This is a genomic window from Pseudomonas sp. Pseusp15, from assembly GCF_059492165.1.
The window spans coordinates 577,189-599,941 of sequence record NZ_CP168523.1 but is presented as its reverse complement, the minus strand read 5'-3'; the positions used below and the strand labels follow the sequence as shown (position 1 = coordinate 599,941).

Genomic DNA, 22,753 nt, shown 5'->3' with positions numbered 1-22,753 from the left:
CTACCTTAAAGGCTGAATATGCCAAACTTCTTTAGTTACAGGATTATAAACCATCTCCATCGAACCATTCGTATAACGATAGAATCCAGCCATCCTATCCGGGGTCACCGTCGTTGCTGTTTTTAAGACCTCATCCGCCTGAACAAAGGGTGCCCCACGCCCAGTTGTCCATAAGCGATTATAGTAATACTCAGAAAATTTGAATGGAGTTCCTTCCGCTTCGTAGAAGCCATCAACCACCTTAATTTCTGGAAGACTGCCTGTTACACCAGCACCCGCGTCAACGACAGCCCCACCCGCTCCACCTCCCGACGCCGTTGCACCTGCACCCGCGTCAACAGCAGCCCCACCCGCTCCACCTCCCGACGCCGTTGCACCCACACCCGCGTCAACAGCCCCCCCACCCGACGCCGTTACCCCTACACCCGCACCCTCCCCCATCTCGTTGAACATTGTGCCAATCTTGGCTATAAACCCTTCCGAAAAAAGCTCCGGAGCCAACGTAAACAAGATCGCCAATGACAACTGTGCCTTAGCCTTATCCAGCGCAGTCATGCCGCCTTGCAGAGGCGCGCCGTCATCACCAAACAGCACTGTAGGATCGGTAAACGGGTGCCCTTGATCGTTGTACTTCTCCGCCGTCCCACCGATCAACGCGCCGATATTGGGATCACCGCCGGCCATAGCCCCCGAAACCAAGCCAATCAATTGCGCCGTGGTGATTTTGGCCTGGCTACCCTGGAGGCTCAGGTTGTTCGCGTCAAAAATCTTGCTGACATAGTTGGACAACGCGGCATTGACCAGTGGTGTCAGGCCTTCGGCCACGCCGCCAGCGACAACACCACTGGCAAAATCCTGACCTGCAGCTTTCGATAGCAAGCCACCGAGCAAGGCATGCATGATCAATTTGCTCGAGATGTCATTCGTTATATCGCCGATGGCTTTGTTACCGGCTGCCGCACCAAGATTAATGGCCTCTCCCAAGGCCGCGCTACTCAGATTCTTACCGAAGCTTCCGCCATTGATCACCGTAGAAATCCCACCGTTGATCAGGGCATGCCCACCAGCGCGCAGTAAGGCCTGCTCAGCATTGCTCCAACTGAGCATGTCACTTGTGTAATTGGCGTCTTGAAGCGGTCCGGCGCTGGTGACGGTGGAGCCCCCGGCATCTCCGAACCAGTTGGTGTCGGCATAATCCAGTACTCCGGCGGTAATGCCAGCGACTGCCGCGTTTTTCAAACTACCCGAGCTGAAGGTGTCCTTCAGCGCACTGCCCAGATTGCCTTTTTCATCGATAAGACTGGTGACTGCCGTAGTGGCCAGGCTGATCTCTGCCGCCCCCTCTACCCCGCCCAGGCCCAGCCCGGCAGGGCCGAGAATGGCTGACATGAGGATCGCGATGATCACCTTCGATGCGGGTCCAAGACCCGAAGTGTTGTACTTAAAGGACTCGTGGATTTCCTTGACCTGGCGCCAGTCGACATCGCCGCGTTGTTCGGCGTCTTTTATCCAGGCCAGACTCGGATCAGCCTTGACCATCGCATCGATGCTTTGTGCAACCGTGTCTTGATCGATCTGCTTGAGGTCGATGTGCAGGCCGTTGACAGCGTTAATCGTCACCTGCCCCTGTGCGGTCAACTCACTCTGGCGCAAGGTCTCGTCAGTGTTGCCTTTGCCTTTGGCTGATACCCAGAACGCGTTGTTATCACTTTTGGTGTGGCTTTCGTCATGCAGGTCCTTGACGGCTTCGAAGGTGATGCTCCCTCCACTGCTCAGGTTCAGGTCTCCACCGCTGTTGAGCTTGGCGCCTTGGTACCGCTGGTCGCCAACGCTGATCAGAGCCAAAGAACCGCCGGTCTGGATCTCACTACCCACGTTTTTTACGTCAGTGACTTCATCATGCTGGGTCTTCAGGCTACCGAAACCACCCTTTTTCTTCATGTCGTACAGCGAATAATCGCTGTCTTGCGCGGCCAGCAACTGAAGTTTATCGCCGGCCACCAGGTAGGCTTCGTCCCCCGCGGCGATCTTGCTGGAGATAAGCGTCAGGTCGTTACCCGCGCTCAGCGCAACATTGCCGCCTGCTGTAACGGTGGTGGCTACCTGATGGACATGATCTTCCTGACTGGTAACCTTCTTGCTCTTGCCATACGAGTGCTGCTCATCCGCCGCCGAGGCCAGGGTCAAGTCGCCGACAGCGCTCATGCTCACATCGCGTTTGGCGTCGATCTGACTGGCGATAGCGGTGATATCCCGTCCGGCATTGACCTTCAGGCTCTGCCCCACATCTACGTCTGAGCCATATTGGGTAATGGTCTGATCCCGATGCAGCCCCCGCTCACCACTGACGATCTGTTCGGCTGAAGTGAGGTTGACATCGCGACCGGCCTTGATCGTGGTATCAGTACCGCTTTTCAGCACGCCGCCAACGTTGTTGATATCGCGTCCGGCATTGAGAGTGAGCGAGTTTCCGGCTTCGATGCGAGCGGCGTTGTCGACGAAGTCCGTGCGCTCGTTGCGATAACCGCTGCCACTTTCATGAGTGGTGACGGTGCGTTCGTTGATCACGTCGCCCCGGGTGGTGGTCAACGTGACGTCACGGCCGGCGATGATGCCGCCGGCCTTGTTGACTATGTTGTTGCCGGCTTTCAGATCGAGGCGATTGCCGGCTTCCACCAGGCCGCTGTTGACCAGGTCGTTGGTGGCGGTGGCCGACAGGTTGTTGGAGGCGCGCAAGGTGCCGGCGTTGTTCAGGTCTTTGCCGGCGATCAGGGTCACGTCGCTGCCCTGGATCAAGGCACCGTTGGCGGCCAGGCGATTGTTGGCGTTGGCCAGGTACAGCACCGGCACCAGTACTTGCTCGCCATTTACCTCGGCATTTTCCATCCAGACAATGTCGTGGGTCAGGGCCGCGACTTGTTCGGAGGTCAGGCTGACGCCCAGCGACAGGTTGAGTTCTGTTTTGCTGGCGACGGCGTTGTTCATCAAGTATTTGAACAAGCCTTCGTCGCTGGTCTGGCCATCGATAAAGCGCTGACCGGTACGGGCCACTACTGCTTGCTGGATCAGGCGTTGTTCATAAAGGCCATCGCCCAGACGCTTGGCACTTTGGTCGGGGTCGTAACCCAGGTTCGACAACAGGTAGTCCGAGCTCATGAATTGCTTGAGGTCGGTGAGTACCGGGTTGGTTTCGATCAGGTATTTCTGGGGTTTGGACTGGCCGCTGCTGGCCGGCAACCCTTGGACGCGATTGATGGTAAAGGCCGTAGAACGACCCGGCAGTGCCGAGCCGGTTGAATTGGCAGCCGGTGCACTGACGTTGATCGCGCTGGCACCGGCGCCCACGTTCGACACCACATAATCAACGGGCTTCAGGTCAACGCTGCTGGCGGAGGCCTGAGTGTTGCTGACCGGTAGAATGTTCCGTGGCTGGACGCTTTGCAGCGGTTGCTGACGCTGGGTCGTGCTGACGCTGCCGCCGCCCATGGTCCAGCTTTGCGGACCGCTGGCCACTGGAGTGCTGCTGTCTTGGCCGCTCAGGCGGAACAGGCCGTTTTGCCCGGTGGGCAGAGCGAAGCCGGGCAAGGCCAGCGGGTTGACTTGCTGTTGGGCCAGGTTGGGTGGCAATTGTTGATTGAGGGTGATGCGGGTGGAGAACTGGCTGCCCGCAGCACCGGTGCCCGTGCGCGGACCACTGCCCACGTAGGTGTAGCCAGGGCGTACGACACTGTTATCGATATTGTTCTGGGCGTTGATGTTGACCGCGCCAGCAGCCTGGATCACGGCGGCGTAACTTTGGTCGCTGGACGAGATTTTTGTGGTCGTACCGAACTGAGGCAGTTCAGCTTCGGTCATGCCGATAAAGTTGGCCATCCCGGCCTCAAGCCCCCCCAGGTCGTTGGGGGTGTAGCCCGCGCTTTCGAACCAGTACTTGTCGGTGAAATTACTGGCCGCGTTGTACCATCCGCCTGCGTTGCGAGTTCGTTCGGAGCGAAATACCCGGGTGGTCTCGGTTTCGCCGGTCTCGATGCCGCTGTTGGTCAGGTTGACCAGCGAGGCGCTCAGATTGCCGCCGGTGGCTATGGTGCTGCTCTGGTTCAGCAGGTCACCACCGGTCAGGGTAAGGTCCCCGCCCGCCGTGATGCTGGACGCGGCACTGGCATCAGTGACTTCAAATTTGTCGCGCTGCACGATCTCCCAAACATGGTTTTGCTTGCCGCTGCAGTCGCCCGCGTTCACCCCTTCGATACAGGTGATTTCGCCGATTCGGGCGTAGTAGATACCCTGGTTATTGGTGGTCAGCACCGCGCGGATGTTCTGAATCGTGCTCGCCGCCAGGCTCATGCTGCCGTCGCTTTGAATCGACGCCGAACTGTTGACGATGCTGGCGGCCTGGGCGCCTTGACCGTTACGGTCGATCGTCAGGTTGCCCAGGCTGTAGATGTTGGCGTAGCTGTTGTTCAGCGCATTGACCCGCAGGCCCATGTTGCCGCCACTGAAGATCAGCCCGTTACTGTTGACCAGCGAACCGGTGGTGACGGTCAGTTGTTGAGCGCTGGCCAGCGTCCCGAAGTTGTTGATCCCGCCGGCGTTAACCGTCAGGTTGGCGCCCGAAGTGAGGCGACCGGCGTTATCCAGTTGACCACTGACATTGAGCGTGGTGTTGCCACCGCCAGCGATGCTGGAGGTGACGCTATTGAGGCTCACTTGCGCGGCATTCAGGCCAAGGGCCCCTTGGCTGCTAAGACGACCAGCCCCCCAGTAAGCACCGCTCAGCCCCACGTTCATGCTGCCGTCACTGGCAATCAATCCTTCGTTGAACCAGTTGACACCGGTACCGACGAGGCTATCCGAGGCCAGCAACTGACCACTCGCCGTCTGGGTGAAACTATTGACGTTAACGGTCAGGCGCCCAGCCTGGATGACGTTGCTGTTGGTCCAGCTGTCGGCGTTGAGGGTCAGGCCGCCGCGAGTAACGATGGTGCCGCCGGCGCCGGTGACGTTGGCGGTGGAAATGTCGAAAGTACCGTTGCCCACGTGCAGCAGACTGCCGCCACCGTTGAGGAAGCCGCCCACCGCCATGGTCAGGTCGGTGTTGGCGCTTTCCAGGGTGCCGTTGCGGTTGTCGAACAGGCCACCGATCTGGAAGCTGGTTTTGCCTTTGTCGCCGAGGGCGCGCAGTTGGCCGGTCTGGTTGTCGAGGCTGGCAGCCTTGATCGACAGGGTGCTGTCGCTCTCGATGATGCCCAGTCGGTTGTTCAGGGCACCGCTGAGGGTGAGGTCGATCTGTTGGCCGGCAATCTGGCCGTCGTTGTCGCCGCTGTTGTCAAAGTTGTTGCCGGTGACGCTGACCTTGCCTTTGGCATAGAGGCCGCCATTGCGGTTGTCGAAGTTACCGGTGGCAATGATCGCGTCGCCGCTTTGCGCAGCGATACGCCCGCCGTAGTTGTCGATACCGGCCAGCGCAGTCAGGTTCAGGCGCTGGGCCTGGGTGACGCCGCTGCGGCGGTTGTTGTTCAGGTCATAGCCGTTTTTCAACACACCCGTCAGGTTGGCCGTGAACGCAGCTTGCAGGCTGGCGAGCACCCCGCCGCGGTTATCGAGATTGCCGGCCTTGATCGACAGGTCACCGTCCTTGGCGACAATGCGGCCGCTCTGGTTGTCAATATCGCCGCCAATGGTGAGGTTCAAAGCGCCCTGGCTTTGCAGAGTGCCCTTGGCGTTGACGAGGCTGGCGGCCTGGATTTGCAGGTCGCCATTCTGGCTGTAGATCTGGCCGTCGGCGCTGTTCTGTAGCGTGCCGCCCGTGGTGATGGTCAGTAGATCATTGGCCGCGATGGTGCCGAGATTGCGGTTGTCCAGGCCACCAGTGAGCAACGTCATCAAGCCTTGGCTGGCGATTTGACCGCCCTGGTTATTGATCTGCGTGGCGCGTTGCACCAGCAGTGGGCCGGCGCTGGCCAGTTTGCCGTTGGTGTTGGTCAGGGCGCCGAGCAGGTCGAGGGTCACGGCACCGTTGCCGATCAGATTGCCGCCGGTGTTATCCAGTGTGGTGCCGGTGAAACTGAGGTCCTGTTTTGCGTTGACGGTACCGCCGGCATTACCCAGGGTCATCGCCTGCATCGCCAGGGTTGCGCCGCTGTCGATCAAGCCGCCCTGAGCATTGTTCAGCAGGCCGCTGAGGGTCAGGGTCTGATTGCCGCCGCTGGAGAGAATGCCGCCGTTGCTGTTGTCCAGGCTCGACGCGTTGACGCTCAGGGTTTTCCGGCTGACCAGTGCACCTTCGCCGCTGTTGAGAATGGCACCACTTACGGTGACGGCCACATCGCTGTCATGACTCGACAGCGTGCCTTTGTTGCGGTTGTCCAGGCTGTTGCTGGTGAGGCTCAGGCCTTGCCAGCCGGAGATCAGACCGCCCTGGTTGAGTACCGTGTCGGCGTTGACCGTCAGCAGGTTATTGCTGATCAATTTGCCGTTGTTGTTATCCAGTGCGCGGGCCGTCAGATCGAGGCTCTGGCTGCTGGAGATTTCGCCGTTCCGATTGTTCAGGTCACGCAGGTGCTTGAGACTCAGCAAACCCGTGGTGGTGATCAGGCCGGCACCGTTGTTCAGGTCGCCGGTAGCCGCCCCGAAGTCGATGGCAATGGCGCTGCCCAGCAAAGAACCGTTCTGGTTATTCAGACCGCTGCTGTTGATTGTCAGCCCCGTGGTGGCGTTGATCAGTCCCTGGCTCTGGTTCGTCAGCAGCCCGTCGAGGTTCAGATCGAGGTTGGCGCGGCTGGTCAGCGTGCCGCCGCTGTTGTCCAGGCTGGCGGCTTTGACGTCGAGTGCTGCAGCGGCGATCAAGCCTTTGAGGTTGGTCAGTGCCTGATCGATGCGCAGGGTCAGGGGCTGATTGCTCAGCAGTTTGCCGTTGCTGTTGTCCAGGCTGCGAGCAGCGATGGTGAAAGCCTCGGCGCTGGAGATTTCGCCGCCGTTGTTATGAACGTCGGTGAGGTTTTTGAGCATCAACAACGGCGCGCTGATCAGACCATTCTGGTTGTTCAGCTGACCCTGGTTCAGATCCAGTGTCAGAGACGTGTTGCTGAACAGTTGCCCGCCTTGCTGATCCAGGCCGGTGACGCTGGCAGTCAGGGCACCAACGCTGGCGATACGACCGCCATCCTGGTTGGTCAGTTGGGTGGTGGTCAGGTCCAGACTGGCGCCGCTGTTCAAGCGACCGGCGTGGCTGTTATCCAGTGCGCCGGTGTTGACGATCACCGCCCCCTTGCCACTGATGCTGCCGTTATTGCGGTTGTCGAGGCTGGCACTGTTGAGTGTGATGCCAGCATCCGTGACGATCTCGCCGCCCTGGTTGAGAATGGCGCCGGTGGTGGTCAACGTCAGCGGCCCTGCCGCGGAAACACTGCCCAGGGTGTTGGTCAGGCTCGCGGCCGTGACCCCGAGTGAGCCTTCAGCGCTGAGCAAGCCTTGGCTGTTATTGAGATCACCCTTGAGATCGAGCTTCAGGTTTTTCTGACTCAACAGCGAGCCGCCACTGTTGTCGAGATCGCGTCCGGTCAATGTCAGGTCGGCCTTGCCCGAGAGCAGGCCTTTGGCGCGGTTGATGATGTTTTCGACTGTCAGGGACAGTGCGCCTTCAGCGAATACCTGGCCGCCATCGCTGTTGTCCAGACGGTTGCCGATCAGGGTGACATCTGACTTGCTCGACAACTCACCACCGCGGTTATCGACCGATTCGACGTTCAGTTGCAGCGCATTGGTCGCGCCGACTAGTCCGCTGTTGCGATTGTCGAGGCTGGTACCGGTCAGTGTCAGGCCACCGGTGGCAATCAGTTGACCGCCCTGATTGTTCAGGGTCGCAACGTTGGCCGTGACATCGGCTTTACCGGCAATCTGGCCATGGGTGTTGTCCAGGCTATCGGCGCTGAGATGCACATCACCGTCAGCGATGAAAGTGCCATCCTGATTGACGATCTGACCGTCCACCGTCATCCCGAGGGTGCCATGACTGCTGATCAAGCCGCCGGTGTTGTCCAGACGCGCGCTGTGCACCTCCAGGGTCTGTGCGGAAATCAGGCCCTTGATGCTGGCGAGCAGTTGATCGATGTGCAGCGTTAAACCCTGATTACTGATCAGCTTGCCGTTACCGTTATCCAGGTTCCGGGCGGCCAGTGTGAAGGCCTGGGCGCTGGAGATTTCACCGTTGCGGTTGTTGACGTCCGTGAGGTTTTTCAACATCAGCAACGGTGCATTGATCAACCCGTTCTGGTTGTTCAGTTGGCCGTGATTCAAGTCCAGGCTCAGGGCGGTTTTGCTGAACAGCTGACCGCCCTGTTGGTCGAAACCGGTGACACTGGCAGTCAGGGCCTTATCGCTGGCGATTCGGCTGGCAACACCGTTGCTGACTTGAGTCGCGGTCAGGTCGAGCGTATCGCCACTGATCAATTGGCCGCCCTGAGTGTTGTCGAACGTACCCGTGGTGACGGCGGTCGCGCTCTTGCCACTGATCAGGCCGTTCTGGCTGTTGTTCAGGCTTTGACTGTTGAGGGTCAGGCCGCTGTCGGTGGTGATCGACCCGCCCTGATTGTTCAACACTCCCGTCGTCGTTAGCGCCAACGCACCGGCGCTCGACACGCTGCCGCGGGTATTGTCGAGGCTGACCGCGTTAACTGTCAGGGTGCCTTCGCTGCTGATCAGGCCTTCGATGTTGCTTAGCGCGTTGTCGAGGCGGATATCCAGCCCAAGCTGAGTGACCAGGCTGCCACCGCTGTTGTCCAGGTTCTGCCCCGTTACCGTCGTGGCGCCCTTGCCGAACAACAGCCCCTTGGTCTGGTTGATGATCTGCGCCACTTTCAGGCCCAGCTCGGTGCCAGCCAGAATCTTGCCGTTGTCACTGTTGTTCAGGCTTTGGCCTTCGATGGCCACATCAACGGTGCTGGAGATTTCGCCGCCGCGGTTGTCCACCTCATCGACATTGAGTTTCAGCGCTTTTGTCGCGCCTACCAGTCCGCCGTTGCGGTTATCGAGTCCGTTGCCATTGAGGCTCAACGTTCCTTGAGCGACTAGCTCGCCGCCTTGGTTGGTGAATTGCGCAACCTTGGCCGTCAGATCGGTTGTGCTGGAGATACGACCGCCGCTGTTGTCGACGCTGGCCGCCTGCAGTTGCACCGCCCCCGCCGCGCTGAGCAAGCCGCCGCGGTTATCCAGATGAGTGCCATTGAAGTTGATGGCCGCCTGGCTGTTGAGCAGACCTTGCTGGCGGTTATCGAGTTGTCCGACGGTCAGTTGCAGGTCTTTGCCTGCGCGTACTTTGCCGGTGCGGTTGTCCAGCGAATCGCTGCGCAGGGTCAGGCGATCCTTGCCGGTCAGGCTGCCATTGCGGTTGTCGAGGCTGCCGGTTTGCAGGTCGACCACGCCTTTGGCACTCAGGTCGCCATTTTGGTTATCGAACAAGCCATTGATGCGTGCGGTGAAGCTGCCGTCGCTAACCAGGCTGCCGCCATGACTGTTATCCAGGCTGGCGGCGCTGATGCTCACGCTTTGGCCGGAGCCCAGCACACCGTTCTGGTTATTCAGGGCGCCGATCAAGCCAATGTTCAGGGCTACGTCGCCCGTGACCTGGCCGTCACTGTTGTCCAGTGTTGTGGCGGTGACGGTGGTGGTGCCGGCGCTGGAAACTTCACCATTGTGGTTGTTCAGGTGGCCGAGATTGGCCGTGAGGTTGCCGTTGCTGGTAATGACGCCCTGGGTGTTGAGAACCTGCGTGGCTTTCAGCTCCAGAGTGCCGCTGCCCAATACTCGGCCCTTGTTCTGGTTATCCAGCGTAGTAGCAGTGATGCTGGTTTTTTTCTGCCCGCTTAAAGTGCCGCCCTGGTTATTCAACGTCTGCGCGGTATTGACCGTCAGGTTGCGGCTAGCCACCACGCTCTTGCCGGTGTTGGTGAAATTCTGCGCATTCAGATTCACATCGCCGCTGGCATTGCGGCTGGTGTCGGCGTTGACCCCGGCTTCGATGATGCCGTTGTTGGTCAGCACACCGCCGGCCGTCAGCGCGATGCTGTCCCGGGCCGCGAGGGTTTGCTGGTTGGTCAGGTTGCCCTGGGTTTGCACGTTGACGGCGGTGCCGGCGTAGACCGGGCCGCGCGCATCGAGGCTGGCCGCTTTGACATTGACGGCGCCTGCGGCCGAGGTTTGCGCCAGGCTGAGATGGCCGTTGGCGTCGAGCTGGATATCGCCACCGCTGGCGGCCAGGTTGCCGTCGAGTTTCACCCCGACCCCGGCTTCGGTGCCGACCAGTTTGATCGCCCCGGCGTACATCCCGCCCAGGGCCGAAGAGTCGATCGCCAGTTGTGGTTTGGCGCTGCCGTCATCGGCGCGAGCAGTGGCGTTGAGGTTGTCGGCATTGACGTCGTTGCGACCGGCAACGATGGTCAGGTTTTTCGCCTGGATCTCGGCGTTGATCTTCGCGCTGCGGGTGATGATTTCAAACTGGTCGACGTTGTTGGCGTTCAGCCCGGCGCCGTCGATGGTGACGCTGCCCTGATCGACCTGGAAGCGATCGAGGCGACCGCTACCGTCGAGCACCGGCTTGCCGGTGGTCAACGTCACGCGCGGGGTATTGATGAAGCCGCAGCCGTTGCAGCTGATGCCGTAGGGGTTGGCGACGATGACCCGTGCCGACTGCCCCGCCACTTCGGTGTAGCCGCGCAACTGGCTGGGACTGCCGCCGACCACTTCGTTGAGGATGGTTTGCGCCGCGATCCCGTTGGTCAGGTTCGGGTTGCCGACAATGATCCCGCCCAGTTGCGTCGCGCCGGTCTGCGCGGCGACGTTGTTGAGGATCACCCCCTGGCTGCCGACGTTGTAATCGTGGAACTGGTTATGCGACAGGCCCGTGCCGTTGGGCGTGGCGATCTGGATGATCGGCACGCCGTTGCCCGCCTGGCCGAGGCTGGTGCCGGGCGTGGCCACCACGATCCCGTCGGCCTGAGCCCACATCGGTTGCCAGAACATGACGTTGGCCAACAGGAACGCCAACCCGCGCTTGGGCATGCCCCAGAAGTGCTCGCGATTTTTGACCGCAGCCGAGGGCTGGCTAGCGAGGAAGGCGTAATGGCGAACGTCCATGTCAGTGTTCTCAAAGAGGCGTAATTAGAGGAAGAAATCCACGCGGAAGTAGATCGGCGCTTCGCGCTCGGTCAGCACGTCAGGGCGTTCCAGGGAATGGGCAAAAGTCACGCTGGCGGCCACATGCTGACCCCGGGCAAACAGCTCCACGGAATCGCTGGACATGCGCCCGTGCTGATCGCCGTTATAGCGGTCGCCACGGATCACACCCTGGTCGTAACCGAGGCTGGTGCCGTATTCGGCGAACACCGGGCGCAGCCATTCCAGGGTCACCGGACGGCTCCAGCGCAGGTCGTTGCGCCAGTAGCCGCCGCTGTCGCCGGACAAGGACTGGTCCTTGTAACCGCGAATCGACGACTGCCCGCCGAGGCTGGTGCGCTGTGGGCTGAACAGCACGTCTTCACTGCGCTGGCCGGTCATCAGGCTGCTGAAACTGAAGGACTCGCCCCACAGCTTGAACGGCTGCAGATAACTCGCGGTGGCGGTGTATTTGCGGTAACGGGCGTTCGGCTCGCCGGGGCCCGGATCACCGTTACCCTGGGCGTCGAACGCGCCGATGCCTTGCTGCATGCCCAGGTCGAGGTTGACGAAGGCCGTGCCGATGCGCCGACCGTGGTTGATGCCGAACTGCGCTTCGCTGATGCGGTTGCTGCTCAACCTGAGCTTGCTGTCTTCGATGAAGTTGTTGGTGCGCAGATACGAGAGGCCGGTGCTGAGAGACGTCTTGCTCAGGGCGTCACGATGGATCACCCGCTCGGCGCGCAGCTGATGGTTTTCGCTGTCGCCGGTCTGCTTGAAATTGAAACCATTGGCCTGGGCTTGCGAGCGGTATTCGCTCTGGCTGTAGGTGTAACTGAAGTTCCACCAGCCCCACGGCAGGCTGTAATTGAGCATGGCGTTGTTGGAGGTGTGCTGGTGATCGCTCATCGCATCGTGACCGCCGCGCAGCATCAACTGGTCGGCCAGGCCCAGCGGGCTGTCCCAATCGAACGTCGTGCCCCACTGCTGCTCGCCGGTGCTGCGCTGGCCGTCGTTACTGCGGGACAACCCGGCACGCCACGGCTTCTGCGGCGTGTTCTTGACCAGCACTTCGCTGCCACCGACGTTCTTGCCCGGGGACAACTCCATCTGCGCCTGATTCGACGGCAAACGGTTGAGCTGATCCACCATCTGCTCGATTTCCCGCAGGTTGACCAGCTCCCCGCTCTTACCGGGGAAAGCCATCGCCAATTCGCGGTCCGACAGCTTGCTATCCTGCGCGCCCTTCAACCCTTCGAGCCGACCCTCGACCACCAGCACCTTCAGATGCCCAGCGGACAAATCCTGCTGCGGCAAGTAGGCCCGGCTGGTGACCAAGCCCTTCTCGATGTACAGATCGGTGATGACTTTCAGCAACTCGTTGAGCTGCGTAACGCCCAGGCACTGACCGATGTAAGGCTTGAGCAGACGATTTTTCTCGCTGTCCGAAAGACTGTCGGCGCCTTTGAGTTCGATGTCCTTGATGGGGAAACAACGGGCGTCGGCCGGGGCCGTCGGTGGCGCGGGTTGGGCTGCCTTGCCGGGTAATTCCTTGAGCTCCTCGAGACGCCGACGCTGCTCGTCGAGCAAGCGGTCCTGACGTTCGCGGATCAGATCGGTTTCACCGGGGGTGGGGGCGGCGTGAGCAAGATTCAGCGGAGAAAGGCACAGCAAAGCCAGGCACAACCTCGCCACGAGGGCGGGTGGATACATGTTCGATCCCTCGAATGGAGAGTGATAGCACAATAGTGGCGCGATATTAGATGGCCACTATTTTGGCGTCAATAAATGGATCCATTCTGGTGGGGAGGCCGACGAACGGTAGGGGTGGCGATAAGCATTAGTAAATCTCCTATGCCAACCCCGCAAACATGCCTGTAGCTCTCGGAAGCTGAACTTTTCACACCCCTCGCCCCTCAACCGGATAACCCGCCTTAACCGGAAACTGAGGCACAACCTATGAAAACTCTGCTAAAAATCACCCTCGCCGCCACCCTCACCTGCTCCCTCCCCGTCTGGGCGTGCCCTCCCGAGGAAGCCACCGCCAAGCGTGAACAACTGGCCAAGGAAGTCGCCAAGATCACTGAGCAGAACCCGGCCAAGGCCAAGGAGATCAATGACGAGTTGCAGAAGATGGACCTGGAGACGGCCAGCAAGGATTTGCCGGACAAGTGCCAGGTGATCGATCAGCGTTTGAAGGAGTTGGAATCGGCGAAGAACAAAGCCGGGGGTTAGATGGCAAGATCTTTTGACGTAAAAAAACCCGGACACTGTCCGGGTTTTTATTGGATCGCTACGACGCTTTATTCAGCCGCCGGCGCTTCCGGCTTGCGACGTTTCAAAGGCGCCATGCCGTCCTTGCTGACCAGCGACAGGGCGTCGGTCTTCGGGCGGTTGGCGATCTTGCGCTTGGTCGGGGCCTTGGCGCCGGTTTTCTTCTTGTCGCCCTTGGCGTCGACCTTTTTCTTCTTCACGCCAACGGCTTTGCCCGAGGCCTTGACCTTTTTCGGTCCGCCGTAGGTGCCTTTGACTTCCTTGATGGTGCGGCGCTCGAAGCTCTGCTTGAGGTAGCGTTCGATGCTCGACATCAGGTTCCAGTCGCCGTGGCAGATCAGCGAGATGGCCAGGCCATCGTTGCCGGCGCGGCCGGTGCGACCGATGCGGTGAACGTATTCGTCGCCGCTGCGCGGCATGTCGAAGTTGATCACCAAGTCCAGGCCTTCCACGTCCAGACCGCGGGCGGCGACGTCGGTGGCCACGAGGATTTTCACCCCGCCCTGCTTCAGGCGGTCGATGGCCAGTTTGCGGTCTTTCTGGTCTTTCTCGCCGTGCAGGACGAACGCTTTGTATTCCTGTGCCACCAGGCGGCCGTAGATACGGTCGGCCATGGCCCGGGTGTTGGTGAACACGATGGCCTTCTGATAGGTCTCGTTGGCCAGCAGCCAGTTCACGATCTGTTCTTTGTGCTGGTTGTGGTCAGCGGTAATGATTTGCTGACGCGTGGTGTCGTTCAGCTGGCTGACCGCGTTGAGCTGCAAGTGCTCAGGGTTGTTCAGGACCTTGGCGATCATCTCGCGCAGGCCCGAACCGCCGGTGGTGGCGGAGAACAGCATGGTCTGCTGGCGGTTGGTGCACTCATCCACCAGACGCTGCACATCTTCGGCAAAACCCATGTCGAGCATGCGGTCGGCTTCGTCGAGCACCAGCACTTCGACTTCCTTGAGGTCGAGGTTGCCGGCGTTCAGTTGCTCGATCATCCGGCCCGGTGTACCGATCAGGATGTCCGGCACCTTGCGCAGCATGGCGGCCTGGACCTTGAAGTCTTCACCGCCGGTAATCAAACCGGACTTGATGAAAGTGAACTGCGCGAAGCGCTCGACTTCCTTGATGGTTTGCTGGGCCAGCTCGCGGGTCGGCAGCAGGATCAGGGTCTTGATGCTGACGCGGACTTTGGCCGGGCCGATCAAGCGGTTGAGGATCGGCAAAACGAAGGCTGCGGTTTTGCCGCTGCCGGTTTGCGCTGTCACCCGCAGATCACGCCCTTGGAGCGCCAGCGGAATAGCCGCTGCTTGCACAGGCGTTGGCTCGACAAATTTAAGCTCGGCCACGGCTTTGAGCAGACGTTCGTGCAGGGCGAATTGGGAAAACACGGGTGCTACCTCGAAGAAATACAAAAAAACAGCTGCATAGGGTAACGGTTTCGAGCGCTAAGGCCGAGTTTCTTTATACAAACGGCTGCAAACAGTGGCTTTTTTGTTGCCTGATTTGTCTCAAAACGTCATCCGCAACCTCTTAAATGCTCTAATCGCCCCGTCGCGCCCTACAGAAGAAGCGTTTTCACTCATGGATATCAAACAGCTCTGGCTCAACGCCCAAGACCTCTGGGGTGCCCTTGATCAGCACCCGCTCCTGCATTCCACACTCGCGCTGATGTTGCTGCTGGTGGTGGCGCTGGTGCTCGGACGAGTGGCGCGTTACCTCATTCTTCATGCGACCAAAATGCTCGGCCGCCAGCCGGCGTTGCACTGGGTCAACGATTTTCGCCACAACAAAGTGTTTCATCGCCTGGCGCAAATGACGCCATCGCTGGTCATCCAGTTCGGCCTGCACCTGGTGCCGGAGTTGGGCAAGACCAGCATGAACTTCCTCGGCAACGTGGCGCTGGCGTTCACCATCCTGTTCCTGGTGCTGTCCATCAGCGCGTTGCTCAATGCCCTGCTGGACATCTATGCCCGCACCGAACACGCCCGCACCCGCTCGATCAAAGGCTATGTGCAACTGGCGAAAATGGTGTTGTTCGTGTTTGGCGCGATCATCATCGTCGCCACGTTGATCGACCGTTCGCCACTGTTGCTGCTGTCGGGTCTGGGCGCCATGTCGGCGGTGATTCTGTTGGTCTACAAGGACACCCTGTTGTCATTCGTCGCCAGCGTGCAACTGACCAGCAACGACATGCTGCGGGTCGGCGACTGGATCGAGATGCCGCAAGTCGGTGCCGACGGTGACGTGGTGGACATCACTTTGCACACGGTCAAGGTGCAGAATTTCGACAAGACAATTGTGTCGATCCCGACCTGGCGCCTGATGTCCGAGTCGTTCAAGAACTGGCGCGGCATGCAGCAGTCCGGAGGACGGCGGATCAAGCGCAGCCTGTTCATCGACGCCAGCGGCGTGCGGTTCATTCGCGATGATGAAGAGCAGAAACTGTCCCAGGTGCATTTGCTGACCGACTACATGAGCCGCAAGACAGCCGAGCTCAAGGCCTGGAACGAAGCCCAGGGCAACGTCGCGGCGATGGCGGCCAACCGTCGGCGGATGACCAACATCGGCACCTTCCGCGCCTATGCGCTGGCGTATCTGAAAAGTCACCCGGAGGTTCAGCAGAACATGACCTGCATGGTGCGGCAGATGCAGACGACGGCGCAGGGGATTCCGCTGGAAATCTATTGTTTCACCCGCACCACGGCGTGGGCGGATTACGAGCGGATTCAGGGGGATATTTTCGATTATCTGCTGGCGGTACTGCCGGAGTTCGGATTGAGTCTTTATCAGCAGCCGAGTGGCGGGGATTTAAGGGCCGGATTGCTTCCGGCCATGTTAGGCGCGAGCCACATTCCGGAGCCGGAAAAACACATCATGTAAACACCGCCCCTGAGCGAGCGGTGCGGCGATCCGACTTGCCCGCGAAGGCGGAGTGTCAGTCAACATAGTTATCGACTGATACTCCGCCTTCGCGGGCAAGCCATGCGCCTACAAGGGTAACGGTGTTATTTGACCTGACGCTGCGGCGCCTTGTGCACCATGGTGTAGGCGTAATCCACGCCCATGCCATACGCGCCGCTGTGCTCCAGCACCAGTTCCATCACCGCCTCGTAAGTGTCTTTGTGTGCCCAGTCACGCTGGTATTCCAGCAGCACTTGTTGCCAGGTGACCGGCACCGCGCCTGCCTGAATCATCCGCTGCACCGACATGTCGTGAGCTTCTTTGGTGGTGCCGCCAGACGCGTCGGTCACGATGTACACCTCGTAGCCCTCAGCCAGGGCTTCCAGCGCCGGGAAGGTCAGGCAGACTTCAGTCCAGAGCGCGGCAATGATCAGCTTCTTGCGGCCGGTGGCTTTCACCGCGTCAACCAGCGCCTTGTCTTCCCAGGAGTTCATCGAGGTGCGCTCGATCGGCTTCTGCTCTGGGTGAACAGCCAGCAACTCCGGCCAGATGAAGCCGCTGAAGCTTTCGGTTTCAACTGAGGTGTAGATCGTCGGCACGTTGAAAATCTTCGCGGCCTTCGCCAGACCCACGGTGTTGTTCTTCAGGGTCTGACGGTCGATCGACTGCACGCCGAACGCCATTTGCGGCTGGTGGTCGATCAGGATCAGGGCGGAGTTGGTTGGGTTGAGCAATTCACGGTTAGACATGGCGCGTTCCTTTTGATGTCGATTTGTTTAATGAGTATTGGGTGAGTCACTTGCCTCAAGCTGTTTGCTTGCTGGCTTGGAAGTAACTTTACGGGCTAGATAAAAAAGGGACAATTCCCTAAAATCGAGAATAATTGATTCTAAAAAAGGGACAATCGTGGATCGGATCGAATGCATGCGCGCCTTTGTCGTGACGGTTGGCGAGAACGGCTTCGCAGCTGCCGCTCGCGCGATGGACGTGCCGCGATCAAAGGTGAGTAAACAGATTCAGGCGTTGGAGGAAGCAATCGGCGTGCAATTACTGCAGCGCACTACGCGCAGCCTGCACTTGACCGAGGCTGGCGCCGAGTATTTCGAGGCGGCGCGGGAGGTGTTGTCCGCGCTGGACGAGGCCGAGCAGCGCGCTCGAGACGGCATCGGCGAGCTACGTGGGGTGTTGCGGGTGAATGCGCCGATGTCGTTCGGCCTGCATCGCCTTGGACGGTTGATTCCGCTGTTCCATGAGCAGCATCCGAACATCGAGCTTCAACTGGTGCTCAGCGATCAACAGGTCGATCCAGTGCGTGGCGGCTTCGATGTGACGATTCGCATCGCCAGCATGCCAGACTCGACCATGATCGCCCGGCAACTGGCACCGGCACCGCGGATCATGGTGGCCTCCCCCGCCTATCTGGCGCGTGCAGGCATACCGCGGACCCCGCAAGACTTGCGCGCGCATCAATGCCTGAATTACGGGTATCTGCAAAGCGGCGTGAGCCTGCAGTTGTGCAATGGCAAGGAGACGCAACGGGTCAACGTTTCCGGCCCGTTGCACGCCAACAACGGCGACTTGCTCGCTCAGGCCGCCGAAGCCGGGATGGGCATCGCCCTGTTGCCTGATTTCATTGTGGAAGGCGCGTTGGCGGCAGGCCGCCTGGTGCCGGTGCTGTGCGAGTGGCAGGCACCAGCGATTACCATCAACGCGGTTTACCCTTCCTCGCGTCGCGTACCACAAAAGACCCGGGCGTTTATTGAGTTTATGGTGGCGCAGTTGGCGCCGAATTAACCCGGTTTAGTGTGCAATGACGGGTTGGCGTACACCCAACCGGCTGATCCACACCGCCGCCAGAATGACCGATCCACCCAACAACAACCGCCCCAACTCTTCATGCTGATTCCAGATCAGCAAATTGATCAGCAACCCCACCGGCACATGCAGATTATTCATCACCGCCAGCGTCCCGCCATTCACCAGGCACGCGCCCTTGTTCCACCAGTACAAGCCCAGCGCGGTCGAGACCAGACCGAGGAACAGCAGCACGCCCCATTGCAGCGGCGCTTCGGGCAGGAAGTTTTGTTTGCCGAACAGCAGAAATGCCGGCAACGCCACCGCCAATGCGCCCAGATAGAAGTAGCCGAATCGCCGATAATGCGGCAGATCGCTCGGATGGCGGGCCACCAGATGTTTATAGAGCACCTGCCCGGCGGCGTAGGTGAAGTTGGCCAGTTGCAGCAACAGAAAGCCCATGAAGAAGTCCGGATTGATCCGGTCGTAGCGAATCACTGCCGCACCCGCCACGGCCACCAATGCCGCGATCAAGGCCCACGGATTGAAGCGCCGGTTCAGCGCGTCTTCGATCAGGGTCACGTGCAGCGGCGTGAGGATGGTGAACAGCAGCACTTCCGGCACCGTCAGCACGCGGAAGCTCAAATACAAACAGACATAGGTCACACCGAACTGCAGCGCGCCGATCAACAACATCCCGCGCATGAATACCGGCTCGACCGAACGCCAGCGTGTCAGCGGAATGAACACCAGCCCCGCCAGCAGCACTCGCACAAGCACCGCGAAGTAGCTGTCGACATGACCGGCCAGGTACTCGCCGATCAAACTGAAGGAAAACGCCTGGATCAGCGTGACAAAAAGTAGATAGCCCATGCTCGCCTCGTTTTGAATGGCGGCGACGATAGCGGTTTTTGCCCGTTATCGCGAACGCTCAGCCAACAACAAGCCCGGTCCCACAGAATCATCAGCGCCCACTAAATCCCAGGCAAAAAAAAGCCCGATCTCGCTAAAGCGTTCAATCGGGCTAGAGCACTCAGGAGCAATAAGTGCAAAGGGAGGTTCGATGCGCGTGCAGGCTTGAAGGGTCGCGCCAGGTCACTAGACCATCCAGCGATTATCTGGCGATTAACGACTCAGGCGACCTGGGCCAGTTTGGCGTTGGCCTGGTTCAGGCCTTTCTCCTGGAAGTCGCCGCCCAGGTTCATGCCTTCGGCGTGAATGAACGTGACGTCGTGGATGCCGATGAAGCCCATGACCTGACGCAGGTAGGGTTCCTGGTGATCCGCGGTGCTGCCGGCGTAGATCCCGCCGCGAGCGGTCAGCACGTAGGCGCGCTTGCCGCTGAGCAAACCTTGCGGACCGGTCTCGGTGTATTTGAAAGTCACGCCGGCACGCAGCACGTGGTCAAGCCAGGCTTTCAGGGTGCTCGGAATCGCGAAGTTGTACATGGGCGCTGCCATCACCAGCACGTCGGCGGCCAGCAGTTCGTCGGTCAATTGGTTGGAGCGTTCCAGCGAGGCCTGTTCGATCTCGTTGCGTTGATCGACAGGTTTCATCCAGCCGCCCAGCAGGTTGATGTCCAGGTGCGGCACCGGGTTGACGGCCAGGTCACGGACGGTGATCTGGTCGGCCGGGTGTGCGGCTTTCCACTGACTGATGAAGGTCTGGGTCAGCTGGCGGGAAACCGAGTCTTGCTGACGGGCGCTGCTTTCGATGATCAGAACGCGGGACATGGGATGTAGCCTCCATCTGAGAATGCTGTAGGTCGATGGAGTGAAGGTTAAACAGAGTCATATCGATGAAAAAGCGCAAATAACTGCTATAAAGCATCGATAAATTCGTTTATAAGCGAAGCATGCCCAGGCGACATGCTCCGCTTGAGGTCATTTCGGGGTGCAAGTCAGGTCGATACGCAGCTTGATGATGGTGCGGGTGAACTTGGCCGTGGCGTTTTTGTGTTTGCCGGCGGGTACGTCGATCTTGCGGGTGCGTGGCGCTTCCGGACCGTTATTGAAAACCACTTTGCAAGTGACGTCGGTGTCGCCGTAGTTGTTGACCTGAATGGAGCCGATGTCGGCGTCCGTGTCATAGGCGTTGTAGTCGACCTTCAAACCGTTGAGCTGTTTATTGACATCGATCGGATAGGCAAACGCAGTCAGAGGCAACATCGCCAACACCGCACACCCCGCCATCACACAACAGATTTTTTTCATTCGGCAGTCTCCAATAAGAGCTGCCAGCTTAGGACAAGAGGAGCTCAACATGAAAGCGCCCCGCGTGACCCTTGATCAATGGCGAACGTTGCAGGCCGTGGTCGATCACGGCGGTTTCGCCCAGGCCGCCGAAGTGCTGCACCGTTCGCAATCGTCGGTCAGCTACACCGTAGCGCGCATGCAGGACCAACTCGGCGTACCGCTGTTGCGCATCGATGGCCGCAAAGCGGTGCTCACCGAGGCCGGCGGCGTGCTGCTGCGCCGCTCCCGGCAACTGGTGAAACAGGCCAGCCAACTTGAAGACCTGGCCCACCACATGGAACAAGGCTGGGAAGCGGAAGTACGGCTGGTGGTCGACGCCGCATACCCGAGCGCCCGCCTCGTCCGCGCCTTGACCGCGTTCATGCCGCAAAGTCGCGGTTGCCGGGTGCGGCTGCGTGAAGAAGTGTTATCGGGGGTGGAAGAAGTATTGCTCGAAGGCGTGGCCGATCTGGCCATTACCAGTTTCAGTATTCCCGGCTACCTGGGCGCGGAGCTGAGCGATGTCGAATTCATCGCGGTCGCCCACCCCGAACATGCCCTGCATCGTCTGAATCGCGAGCTGAGCTTCCAGGACCTGGAAAGCCAGATGCAAGTGGTGATCCGCGACTCCGGCCGTCAGCAACCGCGAGATGTCGGCTGGCTCGGTGCCGAACAGCGCTGGACCGTCGGCAGCCTGGCCACTGCCGCGACCTTCGTCAGCAGCGGTCTGGGCTTCGCCTGGCTACCCCGGCACATGATCGAGCGCGAACTCAAAGAAGGCACGCTCAAAGTGCTACCGTTGGATCAGGGCGGAAGCCGCAACCCGAGTTTCTATCTGTATTCGAACAAGGACAAACCCTTGGGCCCGGCCACGCAGATTCTCATCGAACTGCTGCGCACCTTTGACACCGCGCCGCTGGATGCGCCCTTCGCCGCGCCCGAACAAGCCTGACACGGAGTGTACCCATGGCCTATTTCGAACATGAAGGTTGCAACCTGCACTATGAGGAATATGGCCACGGCACTCCGTTGCTGCTGGTTCACGGGTTGGGCTCCAGCACCCAGGACTGGGAAATGCAGATCCCGGCGCTCGCCGCCCACCATCGGGTGATCGTGCCGGATGTGCGCGGCCACGGGCGCTCCGACAAGCCCCGCGAGCGTTACAGCATCGCCGGGTTCAGCGCCGACCTGATCGCGCTGATCGAACACTTGAACCTTGGCCCTGCTCATCTTGTGGGGCTTTCGATGGGCGGCATGATCGCTTTTCAACTGGCAGTGGACCAGCCGCAACTGCTCAAGAGTCTGTGCATCGTCAACAGCGCGCCCGAGGTCAAACGGCGCAGCCGCAACGACTATTGGCAGTGGTTCAAACGCTGGAGCCTGATGCGCGTGCTGAGCATGGGCACCATCGGCAAGGCCCTGGGCGCCAAACTGTTTCCCAAGCCGGAACAAGCTTCGTTACGACAAAAAATAGCGGCGCGCTGGGCAAGAAACGACAAACATGCTTATCTCGCCAGCTTCGATGCCATCGTTGGCTGGGGGGTTCAGGAACGACTTTCCAGGGTTTCCTGTCCAACCCTCGTCGTCAGCGCCGACCGTGACTACACCCCGGTCGCGCTGAAAGAAACCTATGTAAAACTGCTGCCCGATGCGCGGCTGGTGGTGATCGCCGATTCGCGCCACGCCACCCCGCTGGATCAACCCGAACGCTTCAACCAAACGCTGCTCGAGTTTCTCACCGCAGTCGACACCACCACTCAGGATCACTGACCCATGCTGAAAAAAATCGCCCTCGTCGCCGGCTCCGTTCTGTTTGCCGCCAACCTGATGGCCGCTACGCCGGCCAAGGCACCCCACGTGCTGCTGGAGACCACCAACGGCCAGATCGAAATCGAACTGGACCCGGTCAAGGCGCCGATCAGTACCAAGAACTTCCTTGAGTACGTCGACAGTGGCTTCTACAACAACACGATTTTTCACCGTGTGATTCCAGGTTTCATGGCTCAGGGCGGTGGTTTCACTGCACAGATGCAACAGAAGGAAACCAAGGCACCGATCAAAAACGAAGCCAGCAACGGCCTGCATAACGTGCGTGGCACGCTGTCGATGGCGCGTACTTCAAACCCGGATTCGGCCACCAGCCAGTTCTTCATCAACGTGGCCGACAACGCCTTCCTCGATCCGGGTCGCGACGCCGGTTACGCCGTCTTCGCCAAAGTGGTCAAGGGCATGGACGTGGTGGACATCATCGTCAACTCTCAGACCACCACCAAACAAGGCATGCAGAACGTGCCTGTCGACCCGGTGCTGATCAAGTCGGCCAAGCGCATCGACTGAGTACACCGGCAGTCTTGAGCGGTTGCCGGTCGATATCCGGCGCCGCTCATATCGTTTAAAGGAGAGCCCGTACACGG

Annotated in this window: 13 protein-coding genes; 6 read left to right on the top strand and 7 right to left on the bottom strand. The window is 59.8% G+C overall.

The window, feature by feature from the left end:
* Both ACEN8R_RS02860 and ACEN8R_RS02855 read right to left on the bottom strand, forming a co-directional pair.
* A complete protein-coding gene (locus tag ACEN8R_RS02860) occupies nucleotides 1-11,130 on the bottom strand; it encodes a two-partner secretion domain-containing protein (protein WP_495624567.1) in 11,130 nt (3,709 codons plus the stop codon).
* Nucleotides 11,131-11,154: 24 nt separating this feature from the next.
* Nucleotides 11,155-12,861, bottom strand: coding sequence for a ShlB/FhaC/HecB family hemolysin secretion/activation protein (locus ACEN8R_RS02855; protein ID WP_495624566.1), 1,707 nt, complete (start codon nucleotides 12,859-12,861; stop codon nucleotides 11,155-11,157).
* 246 nt (nucleotides 12,862-13,107) lie between these two features.
* On the opposite strand from ACEN8R_RS02855, the gene ACEN8R_RS02850 reads away from it, so the two are divergent.
* On the top strand, nucleotides 13,108-13,383 hold the full coding sequence (locus ACEN8R_RS02850) for a hypothetical protein (protein WP_018926726.1): 276 nt from the start codon (nucleotides 13,108-13,110) through the stop codon (nucleotides 13,381-13,383).
* 68 nt (nucleotides 13,384-13,451) lie between these two features.
* On the opposite strand, the gene ACEN8R_RS02845 is transcribed toward ACEN8R_RS02850, so the two are convergent.
* Nucleotides 13,452-14,798, bottom strand: a complete 1,347-nt coding sequence (locus tag ACEN8R_RS02845; RefSeq protein ID WP_007934066.1) for a DEAD/DEAH box helicase — start codon at nucleotides 14,796-14,798, stop codon at nucleotides 13,452-13,454.
* Between the two features lie 193 nt (nucleotides 14,799-14,991).
* Between ACEN8R_RS02845 and ACEN8R_RS02840 the strand changes: the two genes are divergently transcribed.
* A complete protein-coding gene (locus ACEN8R_RS02840) occupies nucleotides 14,992-16,290 on the top strand; it encodes a mechanosensitive ion channel family protein (protein ID WP_018926727.1) in 1,299 nt (432 codons plus the stop codon).
* Between the two features lie 125 nt (nucleotides 16,291-16,415).
* On the opposite strand, the gene ACEN8R_RS02835 is transcribed toward ACEN8R_RS02840, so the two are convergent.
* On the bottom strand, nucleotides 16,416-17,060 hold the full coding sequence (locus ACEN8R_RS02835; protein ID WP_007934054.1) for a hydrolase: 645 nt from the start codon (nucleotides 17,058-17,060) through the stop codon (nucleotides 16,416-16,418).
* A 157-nt stretch (nucleotides 17,061-17,217) separates the two neighbouring features.
* Between ACEN8R_RS02835 and ACEN8R_RS02830 the strand changes: the two genes are divergently transcribed.
* Nucleotides 17,218-18,105: a LysR family transcriptional regulator gene (locus ACEN8R_RS02830; RefSeq protein WP_026286472.1), complete on the top strand. Its 888-nt coding sequence runs from the start codon at nucleotides 17,218-17,220 to the stop codon at nucleotides 18,103-18,105.
* A gap of 6 nt (nucleotides 18,106-18,111) precedes the next feature.
* On the opposite strand, the gene ACEN8R_RS02825 is transcribed toward ACEN8R_RS02830, so the two are convergent.
* The 3 genes from ACEN8R_RS02825 to ACEN8R_RS02815 form a co-directional block, all read right to left on the bottom strand.
* Complete coding sequence (locus ACEN8R_RS02825) at nucleotides 18,112-18,978, bottom strand: carboxylate/amino acid/amine transporter (protein WP_018926729.1); 867 nt, start codon at nucleotides 18,976-18,978, stop codon at nucleotides 18,112-18,114.
* Nucleotides 18,979-19,238: 260 nt separating this feature from the next.
* Entirely contained in the window at nucleotides 19,239-19,838 is a 600-nt protein-coding gene (locus ACEN8R_RS02820) for an FMN-dependent NADH-azoreductase (RefSeq protein ID WP_018926730.1), read from the bottom strand.
* A 150-nt stretch (nucleotides 19,839-19,988) separates the two neighbouring features.
* Nucleotides 19,989-20,318, bottom strand: coding sequence for a hypothetical protein (locus tag ACEN8R_RS02815; RefSeq protein ID WP_007934049.1), 330 nt, complete (start codon nucleotides 20,316-20,318; stop codon nucleotides 19,989-19,991).
* Nucleotides 20,319-20,367: 49 nt separating this feature from the next.
* Between ACEN8R_RS02815 and ACEN8R_RS02810 the strand changes: the two genes are divergently transcribed.
* The 3 genes from ACEN8R_RS02810 to ACEN8R_RS02800 are packed head-to-tail and all read left to right on the top strand — an operon-like array spanning nucleotide 20,368 to nucleotide 22,676.
* Entirely contained in the window at nucleotides 20,368-21,291 is a 924-nt protein-coding gene (locus tag ACEN8R_RS02810; protein WP_018926731.1) for a PA3225 family LysR-type transcriptional regulator, read from the top strand.
* Nucleotides 21,292-21,305: 14 nt separating this feature from the next.
* Nucleotides 21,306-22,109 carry an alpha/beta fold hydrolase gene (locus tag ACEN8R_RS02805; protein WP_018926732.1) on the top strand — a complete coding sequence of 268 codons (804 nt, stop codon included), beginning with the start codon at nucleotides 21,306-21,308 and terminating at the stop codon, nucleotides 22,107-22,109.
* 3 nt (nucleotides 22,110-22,112) lie between these two features.
* Complete coding sequence (locus ACEN8R_RS02800) at nucleotides 22,113-22,676, top strand: peptidylprolyl isomerase A (RefSeq protein ID WP_007934039.1); 564 nt, start codon at nucleotides 22,113-22,115, stop codon at nucleotides 22,674-22,676.
* Nucleotides 22,677-22,753 lie beyond the last annotated feature (77 nt).